Source organism: Methanobrevibacter thaueri, assembly GCF_015062915.1.
GTDB lineage: Archaea > Methanobacteriota > Methanobacteria > Methanobacteriales > Methanobacteriaceae > Methanocatella > Methanocatella thaueri_B.
In genome coordinates, this window is record NZ_SUTJ01000001.1 from 22359 (window position 1) to 40382 (window position 18024).

The 18024-nt window shown below is 36.9% G+C and carries 23 protein-coding genes; 7 read left to right on the forward strand and 16 right to left on the reverse strand.

All coding sequences use genetic code 11. The features are described 5' to 3' along the window. Positions 1-65: 65 nt before the first annotated feature. The 3 genes from E7Z78_RS00105 to E7Z78_RS00115 form a co-directional block, all read right to left on the reverse strand. Positions 66-212 carry a 50S ribosomal protein L40e gene (locus E7Z78_RS00105; RefSeq protein WP_116591610.1) on the reverse strand — a complete coding sequence of 49 codons (147 nt, stop codon included), beginning with the start codon at positions 210-212 and terminating at the stop codon, positions 66-68. A gap of 147 nt (positions 213-359) precedes the next feature. After that, positions 360-875: a DUF367 family protein gene (locus E7Z78_RS00110; protein ID WP_303723154.1), complete on the reverse strand. Its 516-nt coding sequence runs from the start codon at positions 873-875 to the stop codon at positions 360-362. A gap of 1 nt (position 876) precedes the next feature. Next, positions 877-1545 carry a hypothetical protein gene (locus tag E7Z78_RS00115; RefSeq protein ID WP_292742420.1) on the reverse strand — a complete coding sequence of 223 codons (669 nt, stop codon included), beginning with the start codon at positions 1543-1545 and terminating at the stop codon, positions 877-879. Positions 1546-1720: 175 nt separating this feature from the next. Between E7Z78_RS00115 and E7Z78_RS00120 the strand changes: the two genes are divergently transcribed. From E7Z78_RS00120 to E7Z78_RS00130, 3 genes are read left to right on the forward strand one after another with little or no spacing between them, the layout of a single operon-like run. Further along, positions 1721-2359: a hypothetical protein gene (locus E7Z78_RS00120; protein WP_292742419.1), complete on the forward strand. Its 639-nt coding sequence runs from the start codon at positions 1721-1723 to the stop codon at positions 2357-2359. Between the two features lie 8 nt (positions 2360-2367). Then, the gene (locus tag E7Z78_RS00125; RefSeq protein WP_303723155.1) at positions 2368-2901 is read left to right on the forward strand and encodes a nicotinamide-nucleotide adenylyltransferase; all 534 of its coding nucleotides are present in this window, start codon (positions 2368-2370) and stop codon (positions 2899-2901) included. A gap of 48 nt (positions 2902-2949) precedes the next feature. Next, a complete protein-coding gene (locus E7Z78_RS00130; RefSeq protein WP_303723156.1) occupies positions 2950-3387 on the forward strand; it encodes a molybdenum cofactor biosynthesis protein MoaE in 438 nt (145 codons plus the stop codon). 179 nt (positions 3388-3566) lie between these two features. Here E7Z78_RS00130 and E7Z78_RS00135 read toward each other — a convergent pair whose 3' ends face one another. Beyond that, the gene (locus E7Z78_RS00135) at positions 3567-3773 is read right to left on the reverse strand and encodes a molybdopterin-binding protein (protein ID WP_303723157.1); all 207 of its coding nucleotides are present in this window, start codon (positions 3771-3773) and stop codon (positions 3567-3569) included. 344 nt (positions 3774-4117) lie between these two features. Here E7Z78_RS00135 and tsaA point away from each other — a divergent pair, with 344 nt between their 5' ends. Next, positions 4118-4603 carry a tRNA (N6-threonylcarbamoyladenosine(37)-N6)-methyltransferase TrmO gene (tsaA, locus tag E7Z78_RS00140; RefSeq protein ID WP_292742415.1) on the forward strand — a complete coding sequence of 162 codons (486 nt, stop codon included), beginning with the start codon at positions 4118-4120 and terminating at the stop codon, positions 4601-4603. Between the two features lie 16 nt (positions 4604-4619). On the opposite strand, the gene E7Z78_RS00145 is transcribed toward tsaA, so the two are convergent. The 4 genes from E7Z78_RS00145 to E7Z78_RS00160 all read right to left on the reverse strand — a co-directional run bounded on the left by E7Z78_RS00145 (position 4620) and on the right by E7Z78_RS00160 (position 9016). Next, positions 4620-5153, reverse strand: coding sequence for a hypothetical protein (locus E7Z78_RS00145; protein WP_303723158.1), 534 nt, complete (start codon positions 5151-5153; stop codon positions 4620-4622). Positions 5154-5253: 100 nt separating this feature from the next. Next, positions 5254-6282: a M42 family metallopeptidase gene (locus E7Z78_RS00150; protein WP_292742413.1), complete on the reverse strand. Its 1029-nt coding sequence runs from the start codon at positions 6280-6282 to the stop codon at positions 5254-5256. Between the two features lie 168 nt (positions 6283-6450). Continuing rightward, complete coding sequence (locus E7Z78_RS00155; protein WP_303723159.1) at positions 6451-7968, reverse strand: flagellar protein; 1518 nt, start codon at positions 7966-7968, stop codon at positions 6451-6453. Between the two features lies 1 nt (position 7969). Next, on the reverse strand, positions 7970-9016 hold the full coding sequence (locus E7Z78_RS00160) for a ribonuclease H-like domain-containing protein (RefSeq protein WP_303723160.1): 1047 nt from the start codon (positions 9014-9016) through the stop codon (positions 7970-7972). A 329-nt stretch (positions 9017-9345) separates the two neighbouring features. Between E7Z78_RS00160 and E7Z78_RS00165 the strand changes: the two genes are divergently transcribed. From E7Z78_RS00165 to E7Z78_RS00175, 3 genes are read left to right on the forward strand one after another with little or no spacing between them, the layout of a single operon-like run. Beyond that, positions 9346-9729 carry a hypothetical protein gene (locus E7Z78_RS00165; RefSeq protein WP_303723161.1) on the forward strand — a complete coding sequence of 128 codons (384 nt, stop codon included), beginning with the start codon at positions 9346-9348 and terminating at the stop codon, positions 9727-9729. A gap of 14 nt (positions 9730-9743) precedes the next feature. Beyond that, positions 9744-10481: a phosphopantothenate/pantothenate synthetase gene (locus tag E7Z78_RS00170; RefSeq protein ID WP_303723162.1), complete on the forward strand. Its 738-nt coding sequence runs from the start codon at positions 9744-9746 to the stop codon at positions 10479-10481. Between the two features lie 5 nt (positions 10482-10486). Continuing rightward, a complete protein-coding gene (locus E7Z78_RS00175) occupies positions 10487-11026 on the forward strand; it encodes a nucleoside monophosphate kinase (protein ID WP_303723163.1) in 540 nt (179 codons plus the stop codon). On the opposite strand, the gene E7Z78_RS00180 is transcribed toward E7Z78_RS00175, so the two are convergent. The 8 genes from E7Z78_RS00180 to E7Z78_RS00215 all read right to left on the reverse strand — a co-directional run bounded on the left by E7Z78_RS00180 (position 11027) and on the right by E7Z78_RS00215 (position 18016). After that, a complete protein-coding gene (locus tag E7Z78_RS00180; RefSeq protein ID WP_303723164.1) occupies positions 11027-11707 on the reverse strand; it encodes a TIGR00289 family protein in 681 nt (226 codons plus the stop codon). A 2-nt stretch (positions 11708-11709) separates the two neighbouring features. Beyond that, entirely contained in the window at positions 11710-12513 is an 804-nt protein-coding gene (locus tag E7Z78_RS00185; protein ID WP_303723165.1) for a hypothetical protein, read from the reverse strand. 77 nt (positions 12514-12590) lie between these two features. Next, positions 12591-13013, reverse strand: coding sequence for a class III signal peptide-containing protein (locus E7Z78_RS00190; RefSeq protein ID WP_303723166.1), 423 nt, complete (start codon positions 13011-13013; stop codon positions 12591-12593). Continuing rightward, on the reverse strand, positions 13013-13879 hold the full coding sequence (locus E7Z78_RS00195) for a prepilin peptidase (RefSeq protein WP_303723167.1): 867 nt from the start codon (positions 13877-13879) through the stop codon (positions 13013-13015). The genes E7Z78_RS00190 and E7Z78_RS00195 overlap by 1 nt, the downstream gene beginning before the upstream one ends. 85 nt (positions 13880-13964) lie before the next feature. After that, positions 13965-15581 (reverse strand): CTP synthase, encoded by a 1617-nt coding sequence (locus E7Z78_RS00200; RefSeq protein WP_303723168.1) that lies wholly within the window; start codon positions 15579-15581, stop codon positions 13965-13967. A 68-nt stretch (positions 15582-15649) separates the two neighbouring features. Then, positions 15650-16123, reverse strand: coding sequence for a hypothetical protein (locus E7Z78_RS00205; protein ID WP_303723169.1), 474 nt, complete (start codon positions 16121-16123; stop codon positions 15650-15652). Beyond that, on the reverse strand, positions 16123-17223 hold the full coding sequence (locus tag E7Z78_RS00210; RefSeq protein ID WP_303723170.1) for a tetratricopeptide repeat protein: 1101 nt from the start codon (positions 17221-17223) through the stop codon (positions 16123-16125). The genes E7Z78_RS00205 and E7Z78_RS00210 overlap by 1 nt, the downstream gene beginning before the upstream one ends. A 10-nt stretch (positions 17224-17233) precedes the next feature. Then, complete coding sequence (locus tag E7Z78_RS00215) at positions 17234-18016, reverse strand: alpha/beta hydrolase family protein (protein ID WP_303723171.1); 783 nt, start codon at positions 18014-18016, stop codon at positions 17234-17236. Positions 18017-18024: the final 8 nt, after the last annotated feature.

The window sequence follows — 18024 nt, forward strand, 5'->3', positions numbered from 1 at the left end:
TATTAAAAATAATATATTAAATTAATTGTTTTAAAAAAAAATAGTAAAAAGATAAGAGAATAAGATTATCCTCTTTGTTCTTTAGCTTTGAATCTTAAACCTTTGTAACCACATTTTCTGCAGGTTGTAGCGCCTGCAGGGTTACGAGCATTACATTTTAAGCAGATTTTTACATTGAACATTCTGTTTTCTGCTTCTTCGAATCTTGCCATTAATAACTCCTCCTTATCATCGTGAAAATTAATAATAATAAACCGTTATGCTATACATAACTATTAATTAATTATTTTAACTTAATAGTATTTAAAGGTTTAGTTAAAATCAGTAAAAATAAGAAAAAATTACAATAATAAAAATTATTATTGCTTGGACTCGAGAAAATCATTCTGAACCTTAACCACCTCTGCACTGGTATCGGCCTCACTGTAGGCTTCAAGCAGATCATGGTTCAACTCCAAAAAGGTATGTCCCCACTTATAACCATCCATCAAATCCCTTGCCTCTTCCTTGAAGCGAGTGATGTATAATGTGGCACTTATTGCCTCAACAGTAGACAATATGCATGGTTTTCCATAATTCACAGGGTTGGTTGCGATTAAAAACGGCAGTGACCTGTGATATTTGGACAGTGAGAAGAATTTTTTAGAGCTTGAAACCTCGTTCCAGGAACAGTCAAGCCCCACTACTCCTCTTCTTTGAACATACCGATAGTCTTCATATGATACAGCCTTTTCAGCATATGGATTTAGGACTATAGCACCTGATGGAATCTTGTTGATGTTATCCACCAATCTGCATTTCCCCATCTTTGCCAGTTTGATGGCTGTGCATTTCTTCTTGTCGCATTCATTTGCGTGAAAGACTGTTATTCTCATATTATCCTGACATTTGCTGCATTGCAGTTTGATTTCCTGCCTTGATCTGTTTAACCAATTCCATTTGCTCATTGAACTGGTCTTCAGTTAATCCAAATTCCTCATAGATTTTAGGAACGTTTTTACTATCTTTTAATGTGATGCTGTTGAGCAATGGCTCCACAAAGTCAGTGTATGATTCACCATAGGTGTTCAGGGTTGCATTGACTTTTGAATCGGCGTCAATGATCATGTAGATTAAATATCCCTGTTTATCGCCTTGATGTTGGCAGATAATGATGTTCATTGGCTTGTCATCTGAGTTTGAATCGTTTCCTTCAACAGCCTGGGTGAAGTAGATGTTCCATTCCTTGCCGTTGAATGTTCTCTGCTCAGGATTCATCACACCTTGCAGGTAATATATGTCCATCAATGCATCTGAATCGTCAACAGTGGATATGTTATAGGTAATCTTGTTTTGCTTATCCTTATAGGAATGCATGAACTTTTCTGTGTCATCAACTAGCTTTACCTTTCCTGCAAAACTGCCTTCCATGAATTCTGTTTCAAATGGAGTTGTTTGTGCAGGAGAGCTAGAATCATTATTATTCAATATTCCAGTAGCAAAAACGCCCACAATGGCAATTATCACAACTGCTACTGCAATGATTATTATATTTTTAGTTTCCATTGTAAAATTACTCCATACAATTTAATTAATATAATTTAAGTGAAAAGTGTTTAATATAAGTTTAGTTAGATATTTAATTATAATTATTGAATAAGGTCTTTTTATGAATAAAAAAATGAAATACCAAATATTACTCATTGTTTTAATTGTTATAGTAATATTTAATTTAGCAATTATGATATCTGATGTTACTCGTGGTCCGGATAACATTTACAATGTTACAAGTGTTGGAAGCAACGCCAACGGAACAGTCTATAAAATCGAAGCGGGTAACATGTCCAGTAATGAAACTGTAGGAATAATATTGGGTGTTCATCCAAGGGAACATGAGATTCATGAGGCTATCAACAATACAATATACAACATTACTCAGGAAAACGGTACTCAAAATTTAACCAAGAAATATGTGATTTATTACGTTAAAACAAAGGACAATCTAACCTCACGTGATGACACACGTCCTGCAGGTGAGGAATTGGCCAATAAGTTCATAGTGCCGAAAATTGCTAAAGACGACCCATTCATTGTTGTAGATGTTCATGAAATCGACCCTAATTATGAATATTCAAATTTCATATTCAGCCTATCCAACAGAACAGACAAGATCGATTCATACATAAGTAAAATAACAAATGATGTCAATCTTGTAGACTATGAGTTCGATGAGGGCACAAGCCCTGAAAAGGTTACAGAGCCCCTTGCTAAAAAGGGAGTAAACACATTGCTTATGGAAACTTCAATCACTGACTCATTAGTGCAGAAACATCAGACCGCAGTGAATTTAATTAACAGTTTAGATAGCTTGAATGCGTAGTGATAAATATGGATAAAGTTCGTGGAATTTTGATTGGCCGTATGCAGCCTGTTCACAATGGACATATGGAAGTCATTAAAAAGATTTTGAATGAAGTTGATGAAATCATCATTGGAATTGGAAGCGCACAGCTAAGCCATGAGATTAAGGATCCGTTCACCGCCGGTGAGCGCATAGTCATGATGACCCAGGCCCTTGCTGAAATTGACATTGACCCGTCTAGGTACTATATCATTCCTATGCAGGACATCAATTTCAATGCTCTTTGGGTTTCACATGTAAAAATGATAACCCCTCCGTTTTCCGTTGTTTATTCAGGAAATCCTCTTGTTAAACAATTGTTTTCAGAGGAAGGTTTTGAGGTAAGGCAACCCCCATTATACGATCGCTTAAACCTATCCGGAACAGAGGTAAGGCGCAGGATTGTTAATGATGATAACTGGCAGGAACTTGTTCCTGATGCAACCGTTGAGTTGCTTAGGGAAATTGACGGCACCACTAGATTGAAGAATTTGTCCATTAAGGAAATTAGTGACATATAACAATAGTTATATAAGATAAAGATATAATAATTATTTGGAGATGAAAACATGGTTGTACGTGTTATCGAAGCAAAAGAAGATAAAGTTACAACAGCTGACTTGATAGCTGAACTAAAGAAAAGCACAAAAATAGATTACTCAGGTGCAATATTCACTTTTGAAGGAATTGTACGTGGAAAAGAAGAAAACATGAACCTTGAAAAGCTGATATTGACCACCCCCGACAAGGAAAAGACAAAACAGGAAATCGAAAAGATCGTTGAAAACGCAAAGATAAAATACAACGTCCATGAGATTTCAGTTGTCCACTACATCGGAGAGTTCTACACAGGAGACATGCTGTTCCTTGTTGCAGTTCTTGGAGCACACAGGAGAGAAACCCTTGATGCACTAAAAGAAGTTATCGAAACAGTCAAATATGATGTTGAATTCCAAAAAGAAGAAATTTCAAAAGAAGGAACTAAAATCATTCTTGCAGGGGGCTAATTAATGAGCACCCTTCTTTTTATTATTAGATTAATATTATTATTCCTTATAATATATGCCATTATAAAGAACTTGAAAACTTTATTAAAAGCAGCAGTAGTTATTTTTGTTATTTTGATATTATTAGGATTTTTAGGAATCTAATTCCCAAAAATCCAACCCCAGATTTTTAAAGATACTTATTTTCCAATGATTACTTCAGTAGATTTGATGATAGCGGTTACGTCATCGCCTTCGGTTAAACCTAATTTTTCAGCGGATTCTTTGGTGATTACTGCTGTTACAGTGTTAGGTTCTGAAATTTCGATTTTAATATTAGCCATTACAGCTCCTTTTTCTACAGAAGTAATTTTACCTTTTAATTGATTTCTTGCACTAAGTTCCATTTTTTCATCTCCTTAATTTTTACAATAATAAATTGTATCGAATTGTATATAAATATTTCGTTTTTTTAGAAAATAACAATTTTAAAATCGATTACCTGAAACATTACATATCGTTAGAAATATAAAAAATAATTTTAAAAAAAACAATGCAAATTAATTTATTTAAGATATAATAGTCTTAAATTACTATAATAAAAATATTAATAAAATTACCATTGATTAAATTTTAAATATCAACAATAATCTAAAATATTATTATATTAACGAAATCCAAAGAACTTATCAAAGTGTCATTTAATTCACATCAGTAAATTATATAAAAAAAATTAACCAAACATATAACTATGAAAGTAGAACTAGAATCAATCGGAACAATCCACACTGAGTTTAAAGAAATCGAGGGAATGCCGATTCAACCAACAGGGGCAAAAGGGATTGAAGGAACAATTGAAATCAAGGACAAATATGCTGACGGATTAAAGGACCTTGACGGATTTTCACACATCCACCTGATATACCTGCTCCATAAAGTTGATGGATACATGCTTGAAGTAAAACCATTCATGGACAATAACACTCACGGAGTATTTGCCACAAGATCACCTAAAAGACCAAACCGCATAGGAATGAGTGTCGTTAAAGTCAACAAAGTGGAAGGAAACACAGTTTATGTGGAAAACGTGGATATTCTAGACGGAACACCATTACTTGACATAAAACCATACGTGCCGCAATTATACGAGGACACAATCGATGAGCTTAAAATCGGTTGGTTTGAAACAAAACACCAAAAGGCAAAATCACAAAAATCAGACGACAGATTTAAATAAGGGATAAATCAATCCCTTACATCAACAACATTCTTGAAACACCATAAATAACCACAGCCAAAAGAATTATTCCAATACCATATGTCTTTGCTTTTTCACTGTCTTTTCTAGTCATGAGATATACTCCGAAAATGATTCCGATTATAGGAATTAAAAAAGCAAAAACTGCACCTAAAACAATAGCCAATGTGTGGCTTTTCTCTTCAGCGGTTACCTGAACATCTGTGCTTGAAACAGAAGCGTTTATATTATTTTGAATGTCATCCAAGGTTTTCCTACATGATCTTTTAGGAACTCCCGCCATGAATCCCTTAAGTTCGGATTCACCGCCGAATGCAAATGCACGAACCCAACCTTCCAATGTCAGCTGGTTGCCGTTGAATGTGTACTTAATGAACTTCGGAGCTGTGAGAGCACCAACACCACATTGATAGAATTCCTCACCGTCTTTCTCCTTGAGTTCATAATTATATTGTCTTAAGATATTCTTAATTACGGTTTCACTGTCTTTGGGATTGTCACATGTTAACTGAATTACTGTTCTTGACATTTAATCACCTAATTGTATTTTAGTCAATTAAGCAATTAAGTCAGATAAAGTGAAACATTTATAAATGAATTTGTTTAATCAAAAAAAGAAAATGGTAAAGCTATAAATCGTTTATAGCTTCAGTAATTAATTGAATAGTATATTCAATATCGTCCATACTGCATACGCTTACAGGAGTGTGTATGTAACGAGTAGGAACGGATAATACACCGGTTGGAATTCCTTCACGGGTCAAGTGAATTGCAGTTCCGTCAGTGGTTCCGCCGTCACTCACTTCTAATTGGTATGGAATGTCGTTTTCATCACCGGCCTTGATGAGCATGTCCTTAACGGATTGTTGGGTTAAGATACCTCTTCCGCTTGCATCTGCCAAGATGATAGCTGGACCTTTGCCCATTACCACAGGTGCCTCATCAGGCTTGATTCCTGGGTGGTCACCGGATAATGTAACGTCAAGTGCAATTGCCAAGTCAGGGTTTAACTTGAATGAAGCGGTTTTTGCTCCTTTAAGACCAACTTCTTCCTGTACGGTACCTACACCGTAGACGGTGGCTCTTGTTTCAACTCTTTTTAAGACTTCCATCATAACATAGCAGCCTACACGGTTGTCTAAAGCCTTACCCATGATTCTGTTGTTTGGGTATTCTTCGAATAATGCGTTGAAGGTCATTTTGTCTCCGATTCTGACCATCTTTTCTGCTTCTTCCTTGTCCTTTGCACCGATGTCAATGAACATGTCTTTTGCTTTAACAACTTTGTTTCTTTCTTCAGGAGTTGTTACATGAGGTGGTTTTGAACCTATTACACCAACAACATCTTCACCGACGGAAGAGTGGATTGTTACGGTTTGGTTCATTAGCATTTGATCGTTAATACCGCCTATTGTTGAAAAATTAATAAAACCGTTATCGTCAATGTATCTTACCATTAAACCAATTTCATCCATGTGAGCAGCTAACATTACAGTAGGAGCCTTTTTTTGACCTTTTTTAGTAGCAATAAGGTTTCCCATACTGTCAGTTTCTATTTTATCAGCTACATCTTTTAATTCACGTGTAATAATTTTAGAAATTTCCTCTTCAGACCCGGATACACCCGGTGCTAAAGATAGTTCTCTCATTAATTCCATCGTATCACCACATAATTTTTATTATTTTAATAATATTAAATTGTTTCTATTGTTAAAAATAAATTTAAGTAAACTGTTATGAAAATATTTTTTTAGTCCAACAGGACCCATCAAAAAGTTTCCAAACAATATAAGAGAAGTTTGAAGCTGAAAGTTGATTTTGAAAACCTACAGATTCTTTCTCTTTTTGGCGACATTTCTAACGTACTCGTTTTCATCGTTTATGGAAATGTCTCTTAAAACCTTTTTACTAACTATTTTTTTAACCGCCGCCTCACGGACTCTCCATGATTCTGCGTTATGAGCAATGTCAGTCAATAGCTTTTGGTCCTTGATTAGTGAAACCGCCCTTACAGATATGTTTTCAGATATTCCCTGTTCATATATCTTGAAAAGGCATTTTTCAACCTTGATCTTGTTGAGTGCCTTGAGTGAGAATTCCTCATCCTCATTGGCCAGGACTATCCTTATCAATGTCTCCAAATCAGTGATGTTGTCAAGTGTTGCCTTTCTGACTGAGTCTATTTTTGCTGTTTTCAGAATTTCTATGAAGTTTTTCTCATCTGTTATATGGGTTAACGCCTCTGAGGCTATTTCCTCATGGGTTGAGTTTATCGCAATGTAGGTGAAATCGCTTTCATCTGTTAGTGAAGGGTTTTTGATTGCATGATTTCTCACGAACTGATCCTCATCTTCAATTGCAATCTTTATCAGTTCCTTAGGGTTTTGAAGATTGTTCACTGCAATCTGGCGTACAAATCGGTCATTATCATTGGAGATTACATCAAGAAGAACATTCTCATCAGTAATTTTCTTAACGGCTTCACTTCTAACAATTTTATCCCCATCATTCAAAGCTATTTGAGACAATAATTTATCATCATCCAATTTTTTCACAATGTCCAGTCTGACATCCGCCTTGGTTGAATTGAGTGCAATGTCCTCAAGTATCTTAGGGTCCTGGATTTTATCAAAGATTATTGACCTTATCTTTGCATTGTCCTCGTTAAGGGCGATTTTTTCAAGATTGTCCTCATTTCGGATTTTGCCGACAGCAGCTTTCTTGACTGATTCGTCCTTGTCCTCAATGACAACCTTTTGGAGAATGTCCTCACTGACAAATGAGTCCTTCAGCACTGCAGCCCTTCTGATTGAACTGTCCTTTGCCTTGAAAACCAAATCGTACAATATGTCAGCGTCATTGATTTTTTCAATCGCATTGTTTCTGTATTTCTTGTCCTGTGCATCTATTGCAATCCATGCAAGGGTCTTCTCATCAGTGACCTTATCAAATATTTCATCTACACGGGGATTTTTCTTGGTGTTTATAACCACTTCGGCTATGGACTTGTTGTTTTCACCTAATCTTTCCCATGCAAAACTCCTCACATCAAAGAACGGTGAATTTTCAGCCGCATCGCGCAATAATTTTTCATCCTTGACCTTGTTGATTGCTATAAGTCTTATTGCACGGTCCTTGATTGTCTTTGACATGTCAAGGGCAACGTACTGGTCGGTGATTTGGTCTGCTGCGGCCGCCCTTTCATAGCGGTCCTTGCTATTAGTTGCTATTTCTTTAAGTATCAGTTGATCCTCATCAATTTCCAAATTATCCGGGATGACCTTCTCCTCTTTAGGCTCTTCCTTTTTGCTGTTGTCTTTCTTGAATCTGTCAAATAATCCCATTTTAATTTACATCCCTATACATTTTATCTAAAAAGCTTGCAAGTGAAATGATATCCTGGCAGTTGTGCTCTATAATAGGCACAACAGGTCCAATGTTATTCCTCTCCAGGTAAGTGTCATAATATCCTGGAATATACTGTCCAGGAACATCTCCCTCACGCTCGATTCCGAACATTTCCCTTTCAATTGTTTGCAATTGGCAATTCGGCAGCTCATCGCCCCATAGGCTTTTTGCAAAGTACATCAAATCAAGGTGCGGAAGGTCAAGATTTCCTTCAATCCTGTTGTATCTGCACCTATTCTTTATGAACGGCACATCAAAAGTCTTTCCATTGAATGTGACATGAACGGAGTCCTCATCAAGATGTGTCAGATAGGCTTCAATTATGCTTGACTCTTCTGTGTAGTCTCTCAGGAAGTATTGTGATGATATGATTTTGCTTCCCTTGATCTCAGCAACCCCAATCAGTATTATTGGAACATTGGATAATCCTTTGGTTTCAATATCCATGAACTTGAAGTCTTCAGGGTCTTTCAGGCTTATGCTTTTAAGTATATTGTTCCTGCATTTCTTTGTGTACTTGTTCTGGTCAAGAACTGTCATTATGTCAAGGTAGTCCATATCCTCGATTCTTGAGAGGAATTTTGATGCCACATCACAGTACTTGTCGTGACCTGTCAATGACTCGATTGTGTCATAACCCTTGTTTTTAAGGTTTTCCTCGGTTTTCACGCCGATTTTTGGAAGCAACTTGAGATTGTGGTTCATCTGGTTTTTGAAATTGTTGTCCTCAATGCTGAAATCGATTTTCTGGGAGGTCTTGATTTTAAGGACTTCCCCGAATGAGCCTTCACATTTCCTGCAGTCCATTACATCCTCCAGATTCTTTCCCTCATATTCCATGAGCAGCTTTTCCTTAAGGTCACTGTAATATGATGGAGATAGCTTTCTTGCCTTGCTTTTTGCTTCACTTGAAGGGTTTGCTGAGCTAATGGAGTTGCTTAGCATCTTTCTTAAATACTCTTCAAAATTATCATCTTGAGTCATTCAATTTAACTTTATTAATCTGACAATATAAAGTTTTTTAATAAAGTACAATTGAATTTTTATAAAATAACAATAAGATTTATATATTGTGAATTTCATATAATACATTAGGCTACAATGTAGCCTTGAGAGATAGATTAAACAGCCAAATTTAAAATTCATTTCTCTAAAGCTTGTAAAACAAGTTGTTAGGTAGTTAATTTATTATATTTTCTACCTAACCATCCCAAAAACTATTTTTAATTTTTACCAAACATTTGCAAGTTAGAAAAGTATTTAATGTTTTTAAACTATAAATATAATTGATTATTAATTATAAGGTTTAAAAAATGAAACTAAAATTAGCAATAATATTCGGAATTGTGATATGGGTCTTATCCTATATACTCTCATCAATACTCGGTCCAATATTCACCGACAACCTTCCATACATTGACCTTATTATACCCCTAATTACCATAGTCGTCACAGGATTTTTTGGAATACTGTACATCCGAAATATTGAGACAAATGAAGTTGTTGAAGGCCTACTGGCCGGGATGATTTTCATTATAGTGGACATCATTCTAGACATGATATTTTTCGTTGTGCCAAACACACAAAACATTATGTTTGATAATTTCCCAATGCATGTACTTTCTGTGGCAATACTGACATTACTGATTACTACATTTTTAGGATATTTAGCGCAAATGAAAATCGATTTAAAATAAGGAGACAATAATAAATGATACCAAAATCACATCCACGTTATGAATCTTTACTTTTAAGAGACAAGATGGTGAAAGCTTCTAAACTAGGTTACTTAGCGGACTCTGCAATGATAGCACACGGCAGAGGAGAGGCTTTTGACTATCTGATTGGTGAAAAAACAACCTATCCTGCAAAAAGGGCAATGTATGTTGCCGTTGCAGCATTACTTTTATCAAATAATCCAGTCATTTCAGTTAATGGAAACGCAACCGCACTGGCCTGTGAGGAAATTATCGAGCTGGCAAACAGTGTGGATGCAAAAATCGAAATCAACCTATTCTACAGGACAGACGAGAGAGTTAAAATTATCACACAGATTTACAAGGATCTCGGCTATGATAAGATATTGGGCACATTGGATGACGATATCGAATACATTGACGATATTAAAAATAATCGTGCAAGTGCAAGTAAAACTGGAATCTACAGTGCCGATACCGTACTGGTGCCATTGGAAGATGGTGACAGGGCTGAAATATTGAAAAAAGGTGGCAAGAACATATTGACAATAGACTTGAACCCCCTTTCAAGAACATCAAAGATGTCTGACGTTTCAATCATGGACAATATCGTTCGAGCAATTCCATTCATGACAAAAATAGCTGAAGACTTGAAAACTCAAGATAAAAAAGTATTGATGGAAATAGTAAACGAATTTGATAATGAAGAAAACCTTAAAGAATCATTGGAACAAATTAAATTAAAAGAGTGAATATAATGAAAGTAATGGGAATATCAGGTATGCCGGGTTCCGGAAAAAGCATTATTTCAGACATTGCAACTGAAAGAGGTGCAATCATCGTTAGCATGGGCGACATCATCCGTGAGGAAGCTAAAAAAAGAGGCGAAAGCTCAAAGGAAACTGCAAAAAACCTAAGAAAAGAACATGGAGAGTATATCGTTTCTGAATTGACCATAGAAAAAATTAAAAAAATACAGGAAGAGGGCGTTGAAAAAACAATTGTCGTTGAAGGCATAAGAAGCCTTCCTGAAGTTGAAATGTTCAGGGAAAACTTTGATAACTTCATTATTCTTTCAATATTTGCAAATCCTGCCTTAAGATTTGAAAGATTGAAACTAAGACAAAGGGAAGACGATTCCGACGACTACAATGTATTTAAAGAAAGAGATTACACCGAATTAAAATTCGGTATCGGATCAGTTATTTCACTTTCAGATAAGCTCATCATTAACGAAAGTGACATGGAAAGCTGTATTGAAGAGATAAATAAGTATTTTGATGAAATCAACTTATAATCATTTATCCTCTAAAATTGCATCTTCGATAATGTAAACACCACTGTCAAGATGCCATTCTTTTTTATATTTAATTATTTTAAGTCTTTTTTTAAAAATAGGCCCATCAATGGCCAATGTTTCGGCTTCACCGCCTTCAAAGGCAATGTCAAGGCGATACTTCCCGTTGAGCTTGACAAGTTCATCAATTGTTTCATCATCAATGACTCTTCCAAGCCATGACTCGTCAAGTCCCCATGCTGCCACACCGCAAATCATTATCTTAAATCCCAGTGAAACTATTTTTCGCATGTATTCCAACTCATCGACATGCCAATATGGTGAGATAATCTCCAATCCCACCTCATCACCAAGTTTCTCTATCCTTGACTTTTGATAAACTGAGTAAAGGGCACCTGTGTATATGGCTTGAACACCTGATTTTTTAAGAGTTTCAAAAGCAGCCCTCAAATCCTCAAGTTCCTCTTCCTTAATCCCATCTGTTTCGACTGACATTATCGGAATGTCAAGTGCTTCTGCAAGCAAATCGGTGACATGAATGTTTGGAACATGGAACATGTATGACTCGTCATTTTTGGATTTCATCGAAAGAAGATATTTAACATCTTCCTTCGCTTCCAATGCGGCATAAACCGCCATGGTACTGTCCTTTCCTCCTGAAAATAGTACTGCAACATCCATAATTATCTTTTACGTTTAGTGTTGAGGAACTTTCTGAATCTTCTGTATGCAGGAACAACAGAGTCCATGTATATTCCAATTATTGCCACGATGACTCCAATTCCACCGCAAACAAGTGTAAACTCAAGATCTGATAACATTGATGAGTTGGTATTGTTCACACTATCCTGGATTGGTCCTTCAATATGTGATGCAACTACTCCCTTTTCAAGCAGGGCCTGCTCGAAATCATCAAGTTTGGATGAATCGATGACAAGCACTGCATGGATTTGAGCGTATGAGATGGTATCGTCATAAACCAGCTTATACCAATCTGAAAATGATTTTAACGCTTGGGATGCAGTGTAGTTTTCCGCAAGGTCAATCTTGATTGAATTTGAAGTTACATTGTATTTCTCGTAATGGGAATCTATATTACCCACTATGGATGCAAAGTAGTCATGTTCCCGTTCGTTGAAGCTCCACATCGGAATCGTGATGGAAGTTTCATCAAAGGACTTGAAACCCTGCATTGAGGACAAATCGCTTCTCAATTGATTTGTATCAATCGATGAAGATAAATCTAAATATAATGTTTCTTCATTATTCGGCATATTGCTTTCAACGGCACTTGCCATTGCAGGCAATTCCTGATAAATCGGCTCTAAAAAGAATGCTCCTCCGATTGCACCAATGAAGAATGCCACAGCCAATACCAGAAGTATCTCGCGCTTTGGCATGTATTGCCTTAGCATACCTATTGAAAAGACAAATGCCATCATGATAATGAATAAAACAATGTAAATTATGCTTGTAATAATATCCATAATAATTCACACCAATTTTAAGTGTTATACTTTTATATTAAAAGATAATACTTAAAATAACTTTGTATGAAATTTGGCTATATCTCATAGATTTTCATGTTTTCACTGCCTACTGGCCATTCGACGATTATCGTATTTGTCCCCTTGCCTATTGGTATTGATGTTCTTTTCAGGTTTGAATTGCAGTCAACATTAACAAGCTTGCTTGCCCCATCATTAAGCTTCAGCCTGCATGATACATGACTGTCGGACACATCGATTCTGTGTGAATCCTTTGATATTATGTTGACACTTTGTTTTGAACCCTGTCCCTGGCCGTAAACGCTTTCAATCGCATTTGAGAGCTTTGAAAGGTCTGATTTCACATCCAGTGAATCAGATACGTCAAGAGTGTTTCTAATTGTCATGTCGGTCATAGGCAATGTGAATGCAATCAAAAGGATCAATGAAACTGCAAATATTAGCATGTATTCCAATGATACCTGTCCGTTGCTGTCCATCATATCACCAGCACAATGTTTTTTGTAAAGATCATCATTATGTCTCCATAAAACACCGCTATCAGCAATCCTGCAACGATGGCAGGGGTGAATGGGTATGAAATCTTGATGGATATCTCATCGCCAATGAATCCCTGGACGCTCATTATCTTAAGCAGGTTTTCCTCTTTTTTTGTTATTCCCCCTGCACTTAGAGACTTGAAATAGTATTTGCATCCCTCGTCCTTGTTCTTGTACACCTTCAGGTTTCCGTCAGCCTCCTCAATAAGCTCACAGATATGCTCATCATCGAAATAATAGCTGTTGACAATGTTTCCCTCCTTTATGTCCCTAACCTTTATTCTCTTGTTGAGCGCCCGCTCCTTGATATAATTCAGGCTGGTTGGGCTGAATACATTGAAGAGTATGTCTATGTTGTTTTTGAAGAGATCCTTCTTGATTATCACATATGCCACGAAAATCAAGAGGAATGGAAATGACACCAGGATGCTGTTTACTACCACACTGAACGAGAAGGGATATATTGACATCACAGGAAAAACATGCAAGAAGTCGACATTTAGTCCCGATGGTATTACTGTGGCAATGCCAGTAAACAGTCTAACATCACCACCACCCCACATTGACAATTGCCACAGCATATAAGTTATGGAATATGTGACAACCATCGAAATAAATGAGGCTAGAATGAATTTAATGTTAGCTGAAATTAATGACAAAATCAGGTTTGTTGCCAATCCGAAAATTATCATGATATAGCATAACATGTTGGGAACAAAACCCTTTCGAACATCAAAAATTGTCGCACAAACCGAAAACAAAATTGTAATTACTATCTGAATTAAAAATATAGTACTGAAATTCATAAGTATAGTATTTTACAACAAATAATATAAATTAAGCAGAAAGCAAGCATGCAAAATTGCTTTCAACTTGTAAAAAAAAGAGAAATTAATTTTTAGAATACTCATATATAGCTTCTAAAAATGATTTGAATAATGGATGTGGCCTGTTAGGTCTTGACTTGAATTCAGGATGGAACTGACAACCTATAGCCCAAGGGTGATCAGGCAGTTCAACAATCTCCACGAGGAAGTCATCAGGGCTTGTACCTGAAATGATCAATCCTTTTTCCTGCAGGTCTTCCCTGTAGTCATTGTTGAATTCGTATCTGTGTCTGTGGCGCTCTTCAATATCTATTTCGCCATAAGCCTCATGGGTCTTGGTTCCTTCAATGATTTTACAGTCATATGAACCTAAACGCATTGTTCCGCCCATGTTCTTGATTTTCTTTTGCTCTTCCATCATGTCAATTACAGGGTCTGCAATGTCATCGCCGAATTCGGAACTGTTTGCTTCAGGGTATCCGTTTCTTCTGGCGAATTGAGTCACCATGGATTGCATTCCAAGACATATTCCGAATAATGGTACATTGTTTTCAATTGCATAGTCGATAGCGTCCAATTTACCTTCAAATCCTCTTTCACCGAATCCTCCAGGTATTAGGATACCGTCAAATTCCTTCAATGCATCCTGGTCAAGCTCTTCAACGTCTGAACTTAGGTACTTGATGTTTGCCTTGACGCCGATGCTTGCTGCTGCGTGAAGCAGGGATTCACGGATACTGATGTATGAATCTTCAAGCTCAACGTATTTACCAACAATACCTATTGTAACTTGAGGGTCGGAGGTCTTAAGGGATTTTACGATTTCCCTCCATTCATCGAGTTTGGAGGTGTCCGCTTCAACGTCCAATCCTATACGATTGACTATCAACTGACCGATATTGCGGTCTTCTAGAACTAAAGGCACTTCATAGATTGTGCCTGCATCAGGAGTGTTGACCACTGCATTAACGTCAACATCACAGAAGTGAGCGACCTTTCCAAGCAGCGCATCGTCAATGTGGACTTGTGATCTGCATACAATAACATCAGGATTAATACCGACACTTCTCAATTCTTTTGTTGAGTGTTGGGTTGGTTTGGTTTTGAATTCTCCAGCTGCATTCAGGTAGGGAATGAATGTAACATGGACGAACATAACGTTTTCTCTTCCTTCCTCGTTTCTGAGTTGTCTTAATGCTTCGAGGAATGGTTGGCTTTCAATATCTCCAACGGTACCACCGAGCTCAACGAGAACCACGTCATAATCTGCGCTTTCGGAGTTTGCCCTAATCATTTCTTTGATACGATTAGTGATGTGAGGAATTACCTGTACACATTCTCCAAGATATCCTCCTTCTCTTTCTTTTGCAATGACGGACTCGTAAACTTTACCGGTTGTGATGTTAGCCATTCCATCAAGCTCAACATCAAGGAATCTTTCGTAGTGACCAAGGTCCAAGTCTGTTTCCATACCGTCGTGAGTTACGAATACCTCACCGTGCTGATATGGATTGAGTGTTCCAGAATCCCAGTTTAAATAAGGGTCTATTTTAATAGCTGAAACCTTTAAACCATATGATCTTAAAATTCTACCCATAGATGCTGAGGTAATACCTTTACCTATGGAACTAACTACCCCACCAGTTATAATAATATACTTTGTCAGATTAATCCTCTCCAATTCAATTATACTATAATTTTAGTTTTTACTAATATATAAAAATTTAATTTGCTTTATAAAGATGATTTTCATCTGTTATTTTTCCAGTGATTTAACCTGTTTGAAATGTTTCGTGATGTTTCATCAAACTGGTATTGTCCACTGTCACCATAGTTTGCAAAACTGTGTGCCTGTACAAAATCACTGCAGGAATCCCCCGGTCCATTGGTTAGATAACCTCTCCTGCAAACCATTCCATGAGCCGCTCCATATGGACTTACACTCCAGTAGGTGCAGTTTAAACAGATTTGGTCTCCATTGTTGACCATTGAATCATAATCCGGTTCTTCAAAAGAATTGTCTTCATAATCAACTTCCTCAAAAGCATTGCCTTCATAATCATCCTTGATGAATTCACAGCATTCACTGCAGTAATTATCCTCATCCAACTCGCTACCGCAGTTAGGACATAGATTTTCCACATCCTCAAAAAATTCACAGCATTCACTGCAGTAATTATCCTCATCCAATTGGTTTCCACATTCCGGACATTTCATAATCATCACAACCCCCTTAACTTACCGTCATCATACATGTCTATGATTCTTGACCAATGGTAATGGAAAAGCATTTCCTCGCATTTATCAGCGAATCCAACTGAATCAACCCTCGGAAGCTGATACCATCTCAATATGTCACCAATTGACTCACCGGACACTTGAGTAATGTGCTTTACGAATCCCATGTAATCGTTTTCATCCAAACCGTCAGGATTATACATATGATGACTTGCTATTGCATTCAAAACGTTTTGAAGTCTCTTGTAAAGAATTTCCATATTCTTTAGGGATTTGCTTTTCCTCTCCTCCAGGAAAGGGTCATCAGGTATGATTTCGGACAGCAAATCTATTCGATCGATTGCCTTTTGATAGCATTCCCTAGACATTAAAAAATCAATGAAATCCTTATAGCACTGTATTGCTTCGCTTTTACGGTTCAAATTAATTAGACATTGGCATTTATCATCAAGATGATCCTCTCGATAAGGATGATTATTAATTTCTATATCCAAAAACGGTATGGCCTTGTCGTATTCACCCATACCCATATGACACATTGCCAAGTGCCAACTGACATCCTCTTTTGTGATGCGACTGTAATATTTTAAGGATTCATCATACCTTTCTAACTGCTTTAAGGCATAAGCCAATTCTTTTAAGGATTTCTCATCATTAGGATTCAGTTCAACCGCCTTTTTATAATATTTTGCGGCAAGTTCCATATCCCTGTCCCCAATCCAAAGCTTGAAATATCCTAATTCGGAATACCAATTGGCTGCATCGATTTTTCTTCCCAGACTTTCCAAACATTCCGCTTTCCCCTTTAAGGCTTCATCAACAAGTCGTTTATCCAATGCCAAATTATATAATTTTATGGCATTGACATAATCCCCATTGTTTTTCAACTGATTGGCTTTGGCAATATACTCCGCAGGAGAGTATCCGATTCTATCATCATCATATGAGTCATCATCTTCGAACTCCCAATCATCTTCGTATGAATCATCATCTGATTTGTCCTTCAGATAACCCATGTATGGTATATCCGGTACGCCTAAATCATTTCCGTCACCAATTGGATCTCCGACTTGCCATTCCCTCATAATAATTCACCTAATCAGTTATTAATGTTTTCATGAATTCCTTGACGTACTTGTCAGCAAAATCCCAAGTGTGTTCACCCTCGTCACCGACAAAAGTGGCAGGAACATCATTTTCTTTCAAATACAAATAAAAATCAGCGTTTTTTCTAAACAAGAAATCATCAATCCCACATGCCATATAAATGTCAGGAATATCAGGACAGGTCTCAATCAGATGTTTTGGATCATTTTCTGAGCCTTCGATTTCATCAAGATTTCCGAAAATTGACTCGTAGAAATCTCTTGACCTTAAAACATTGCTGTCATCAGTATAGCTGACAATATCATCTGTTATCAATGCAGATGAAATCATTCCAATTTTTGAGAAGTTCTCATAATATTTCAATCCATTGCGGAGTGCACCATAGCCTCCCATTGAAAAACCTGCGATGAATGTGTCCTCCCTCTTATCGGATAACGGGAAAATGTTTCTTGTAATGTCCAAAAGTTCCTGGCCCACATATTCTCCGTAATAGGCATGTGCCTTTGGATTGTCAACGTAAAAGCTGTTCTCGCCACATGGAATTACAATAGCTATCCCGTTGTCCTCTGCAAACTTCTGAATGGAAGTGTTTGCAAGAAATATGTCGTCACTGCCGTAGAGGCCGTGAAGCAGATACAATGTTTTATAGGGCTGCGGAACGATTTCCTCTGTGTCCTGCAGGAAATGGATATTGTCCGCAGGCAGTATTACACTTATAGATGTGCGTCTCTGCAGGCTCTTGCACTTGATGTCTCCTCTGAAAAGTACCATATTTACAC

What these genes read in the sequence shown, in the direction of transcription:
- E7Z78_RS00105 (WP_116591610.1), bottom strand. Translation starts at nt 212, where the DNA reads ATGGCAAGATTCGAAGAAGCAGAAAACAGAATGTTCAATGTAAAAATC.
- E7Z78_RS00195 (WP_303723167.1), bottom strand. Translation starts at nt 13,879, where the DNA reads ATGAATTTCAGTACTATATTTTTAATTCAGATAGTAATTACAATTTTG.
- E7Z78_RS00210 (WP_303723170.1), bottom strand. Translation starts at nt 17,223, where the DNA reads ATGAGGGAATGGCAAGTCGGAGATCCAATTGGTGACGGAAATGATTTA.
- E7Z78_RS00175 (WP_303723163.1), top strand. Translation starts at nt 10,487, where the DNA reads ATGAAAGTAATGGGAATATCAGGTATGCCGGGTTCCGGAAAAAGCATT.
- E7Z78_RS00165 (WP_303723161.1), top strand. Translation starts at nt 9,346, where the DNA reads ATGAAACTAAAATTAGCAATAATATTCGGAATTGTGATATGGGTCTTA.
- E7Z78_RS00135 (WP_303723157.1), bottom strand. Translation starts at nt 3,773, where the DNA reads ATGGAACTTAGTGCAAGAAATCAATTAAAAGGTAAAATTACTTCTGTA.
- E7Z78_RS00110 (WP_303723154.1), bottom strand. Translation starts at nt 875, where the DNA reads ATGAGAATAACAGTCTTTCACGCAAATGAATGCGACAAGAAGAAATGC.
- E7Z78_RS00150 (WP_292742413.1), bottom strand. Translation starts at nt 6,282, where the DNA reads ATGGAATTAATGAGAGAACTATCTTTAGCACCGGGTGTATCCGGGTCT.
- E7Z78_RS00185 (WP_303723165.1), bottom strand. Translation starts at nt 12,513, where the DNA reads ATGGATATTATTACAAGCATAATTTACATTGTTTTATTCATTATCATG.
- E7Z78_RS00190 (WP_303723166.1), bottom strand. Translation starts at nt 13,013, where the DNA reads ATGGACAGCAACGGACAGGTATCATTGGAATACATGCTAATATTTGCA.
- E7Z78_RS00160 (WP_303723160.1), bottom strand. Translation starts at nt 9,016, where the DNA reads ATGACTCAAGATGATAATTTTGAAGAGTATTTAAGAAAGATGCTAAGC.
- E7Z78_RS00130 (WP_303723156.1), top strand. Translation starts at nt 2,950, where the DNA reads ATGGTTGTACGTGTTATCGAAGCAAAAGAAGATAAAGTTACAACAGCT.
- E7Z78_RS00180 (WP_303723164.1), bottom strand. Translation starts at nt 11,707, where the DNA reads ATGGATGTTGCAGTACTATTTTCAGGAGGAAAGGACAGTACCATGGCG.
- E7Z78_RS00215 (WP_303723171.1), bottom strand. Translation starts at nt 18,016, where the DNA reads ATGGTACTTTTCAGAGGAGACATCAAGTGCAAGAGCCTGCAGAGACGC.
- E7Z78_RS00115 (WP_292742420.1), bottom strand. Translation starts at nt 1,545, where the DNA reads ATGGAAACTAAAAATATAATAATCATTGCAGTAGCAGTTGTGATAATT.
- tsaA (WP_292742415.1), top strand. Translation starts at nt 4,118, where the DNA reads ATGAAAGTAGAACTAGAATCAATCGGAACAATCCACACTGAGTTTAAA.
- E7Z78_RS00170 (WP_303723162.1), top strand. Translation starts at nt 9,744, where the DNA reads ATGATACCAAAATCACATCCACGTTATGAATCTTTACTTTTAAGAGAC.
- E7Z78_RS00120 (WP_292742419.1), top strand. Translation starts at nt 1,721, where the DNA reads ATGATATCTGATGTTACTCGTGGTCCGGATAACATTTACAATGTTACA.
- E7Z78_RS00205 (WP_303723169.1), bottom strand. Translation starts at nt 16,123, where the DNA reads ATGATTATGAAATGTCCGGAATGTGGAAACCAATTGGATGAGGATAAT.
- E7Z78_RS00145 (WP_303723158.1), bottom strand. Translation starts at nt 5,153, where the DNA reads ATGTCAAGAACAGTAATTCAGTTAACATGTGACAATCCCAAAGACAGT.
- E7Z78_RS00155 (WP_303723159.1), bottom strand. Translation starts at nt 7,968, where the DNA reads ATGGGATTATTTGACAGATTCAAGAAAGACAACAGCAAAAAGGAAGAG.
- E7Z78_RS00125 (WP_303723155.1), top strand. Translation starts at nt 2,368, where the DNA reads ATGGATAAAGTTCGTGGAATTTTGATTGGCCGTATGCAGCCTGTTCAC.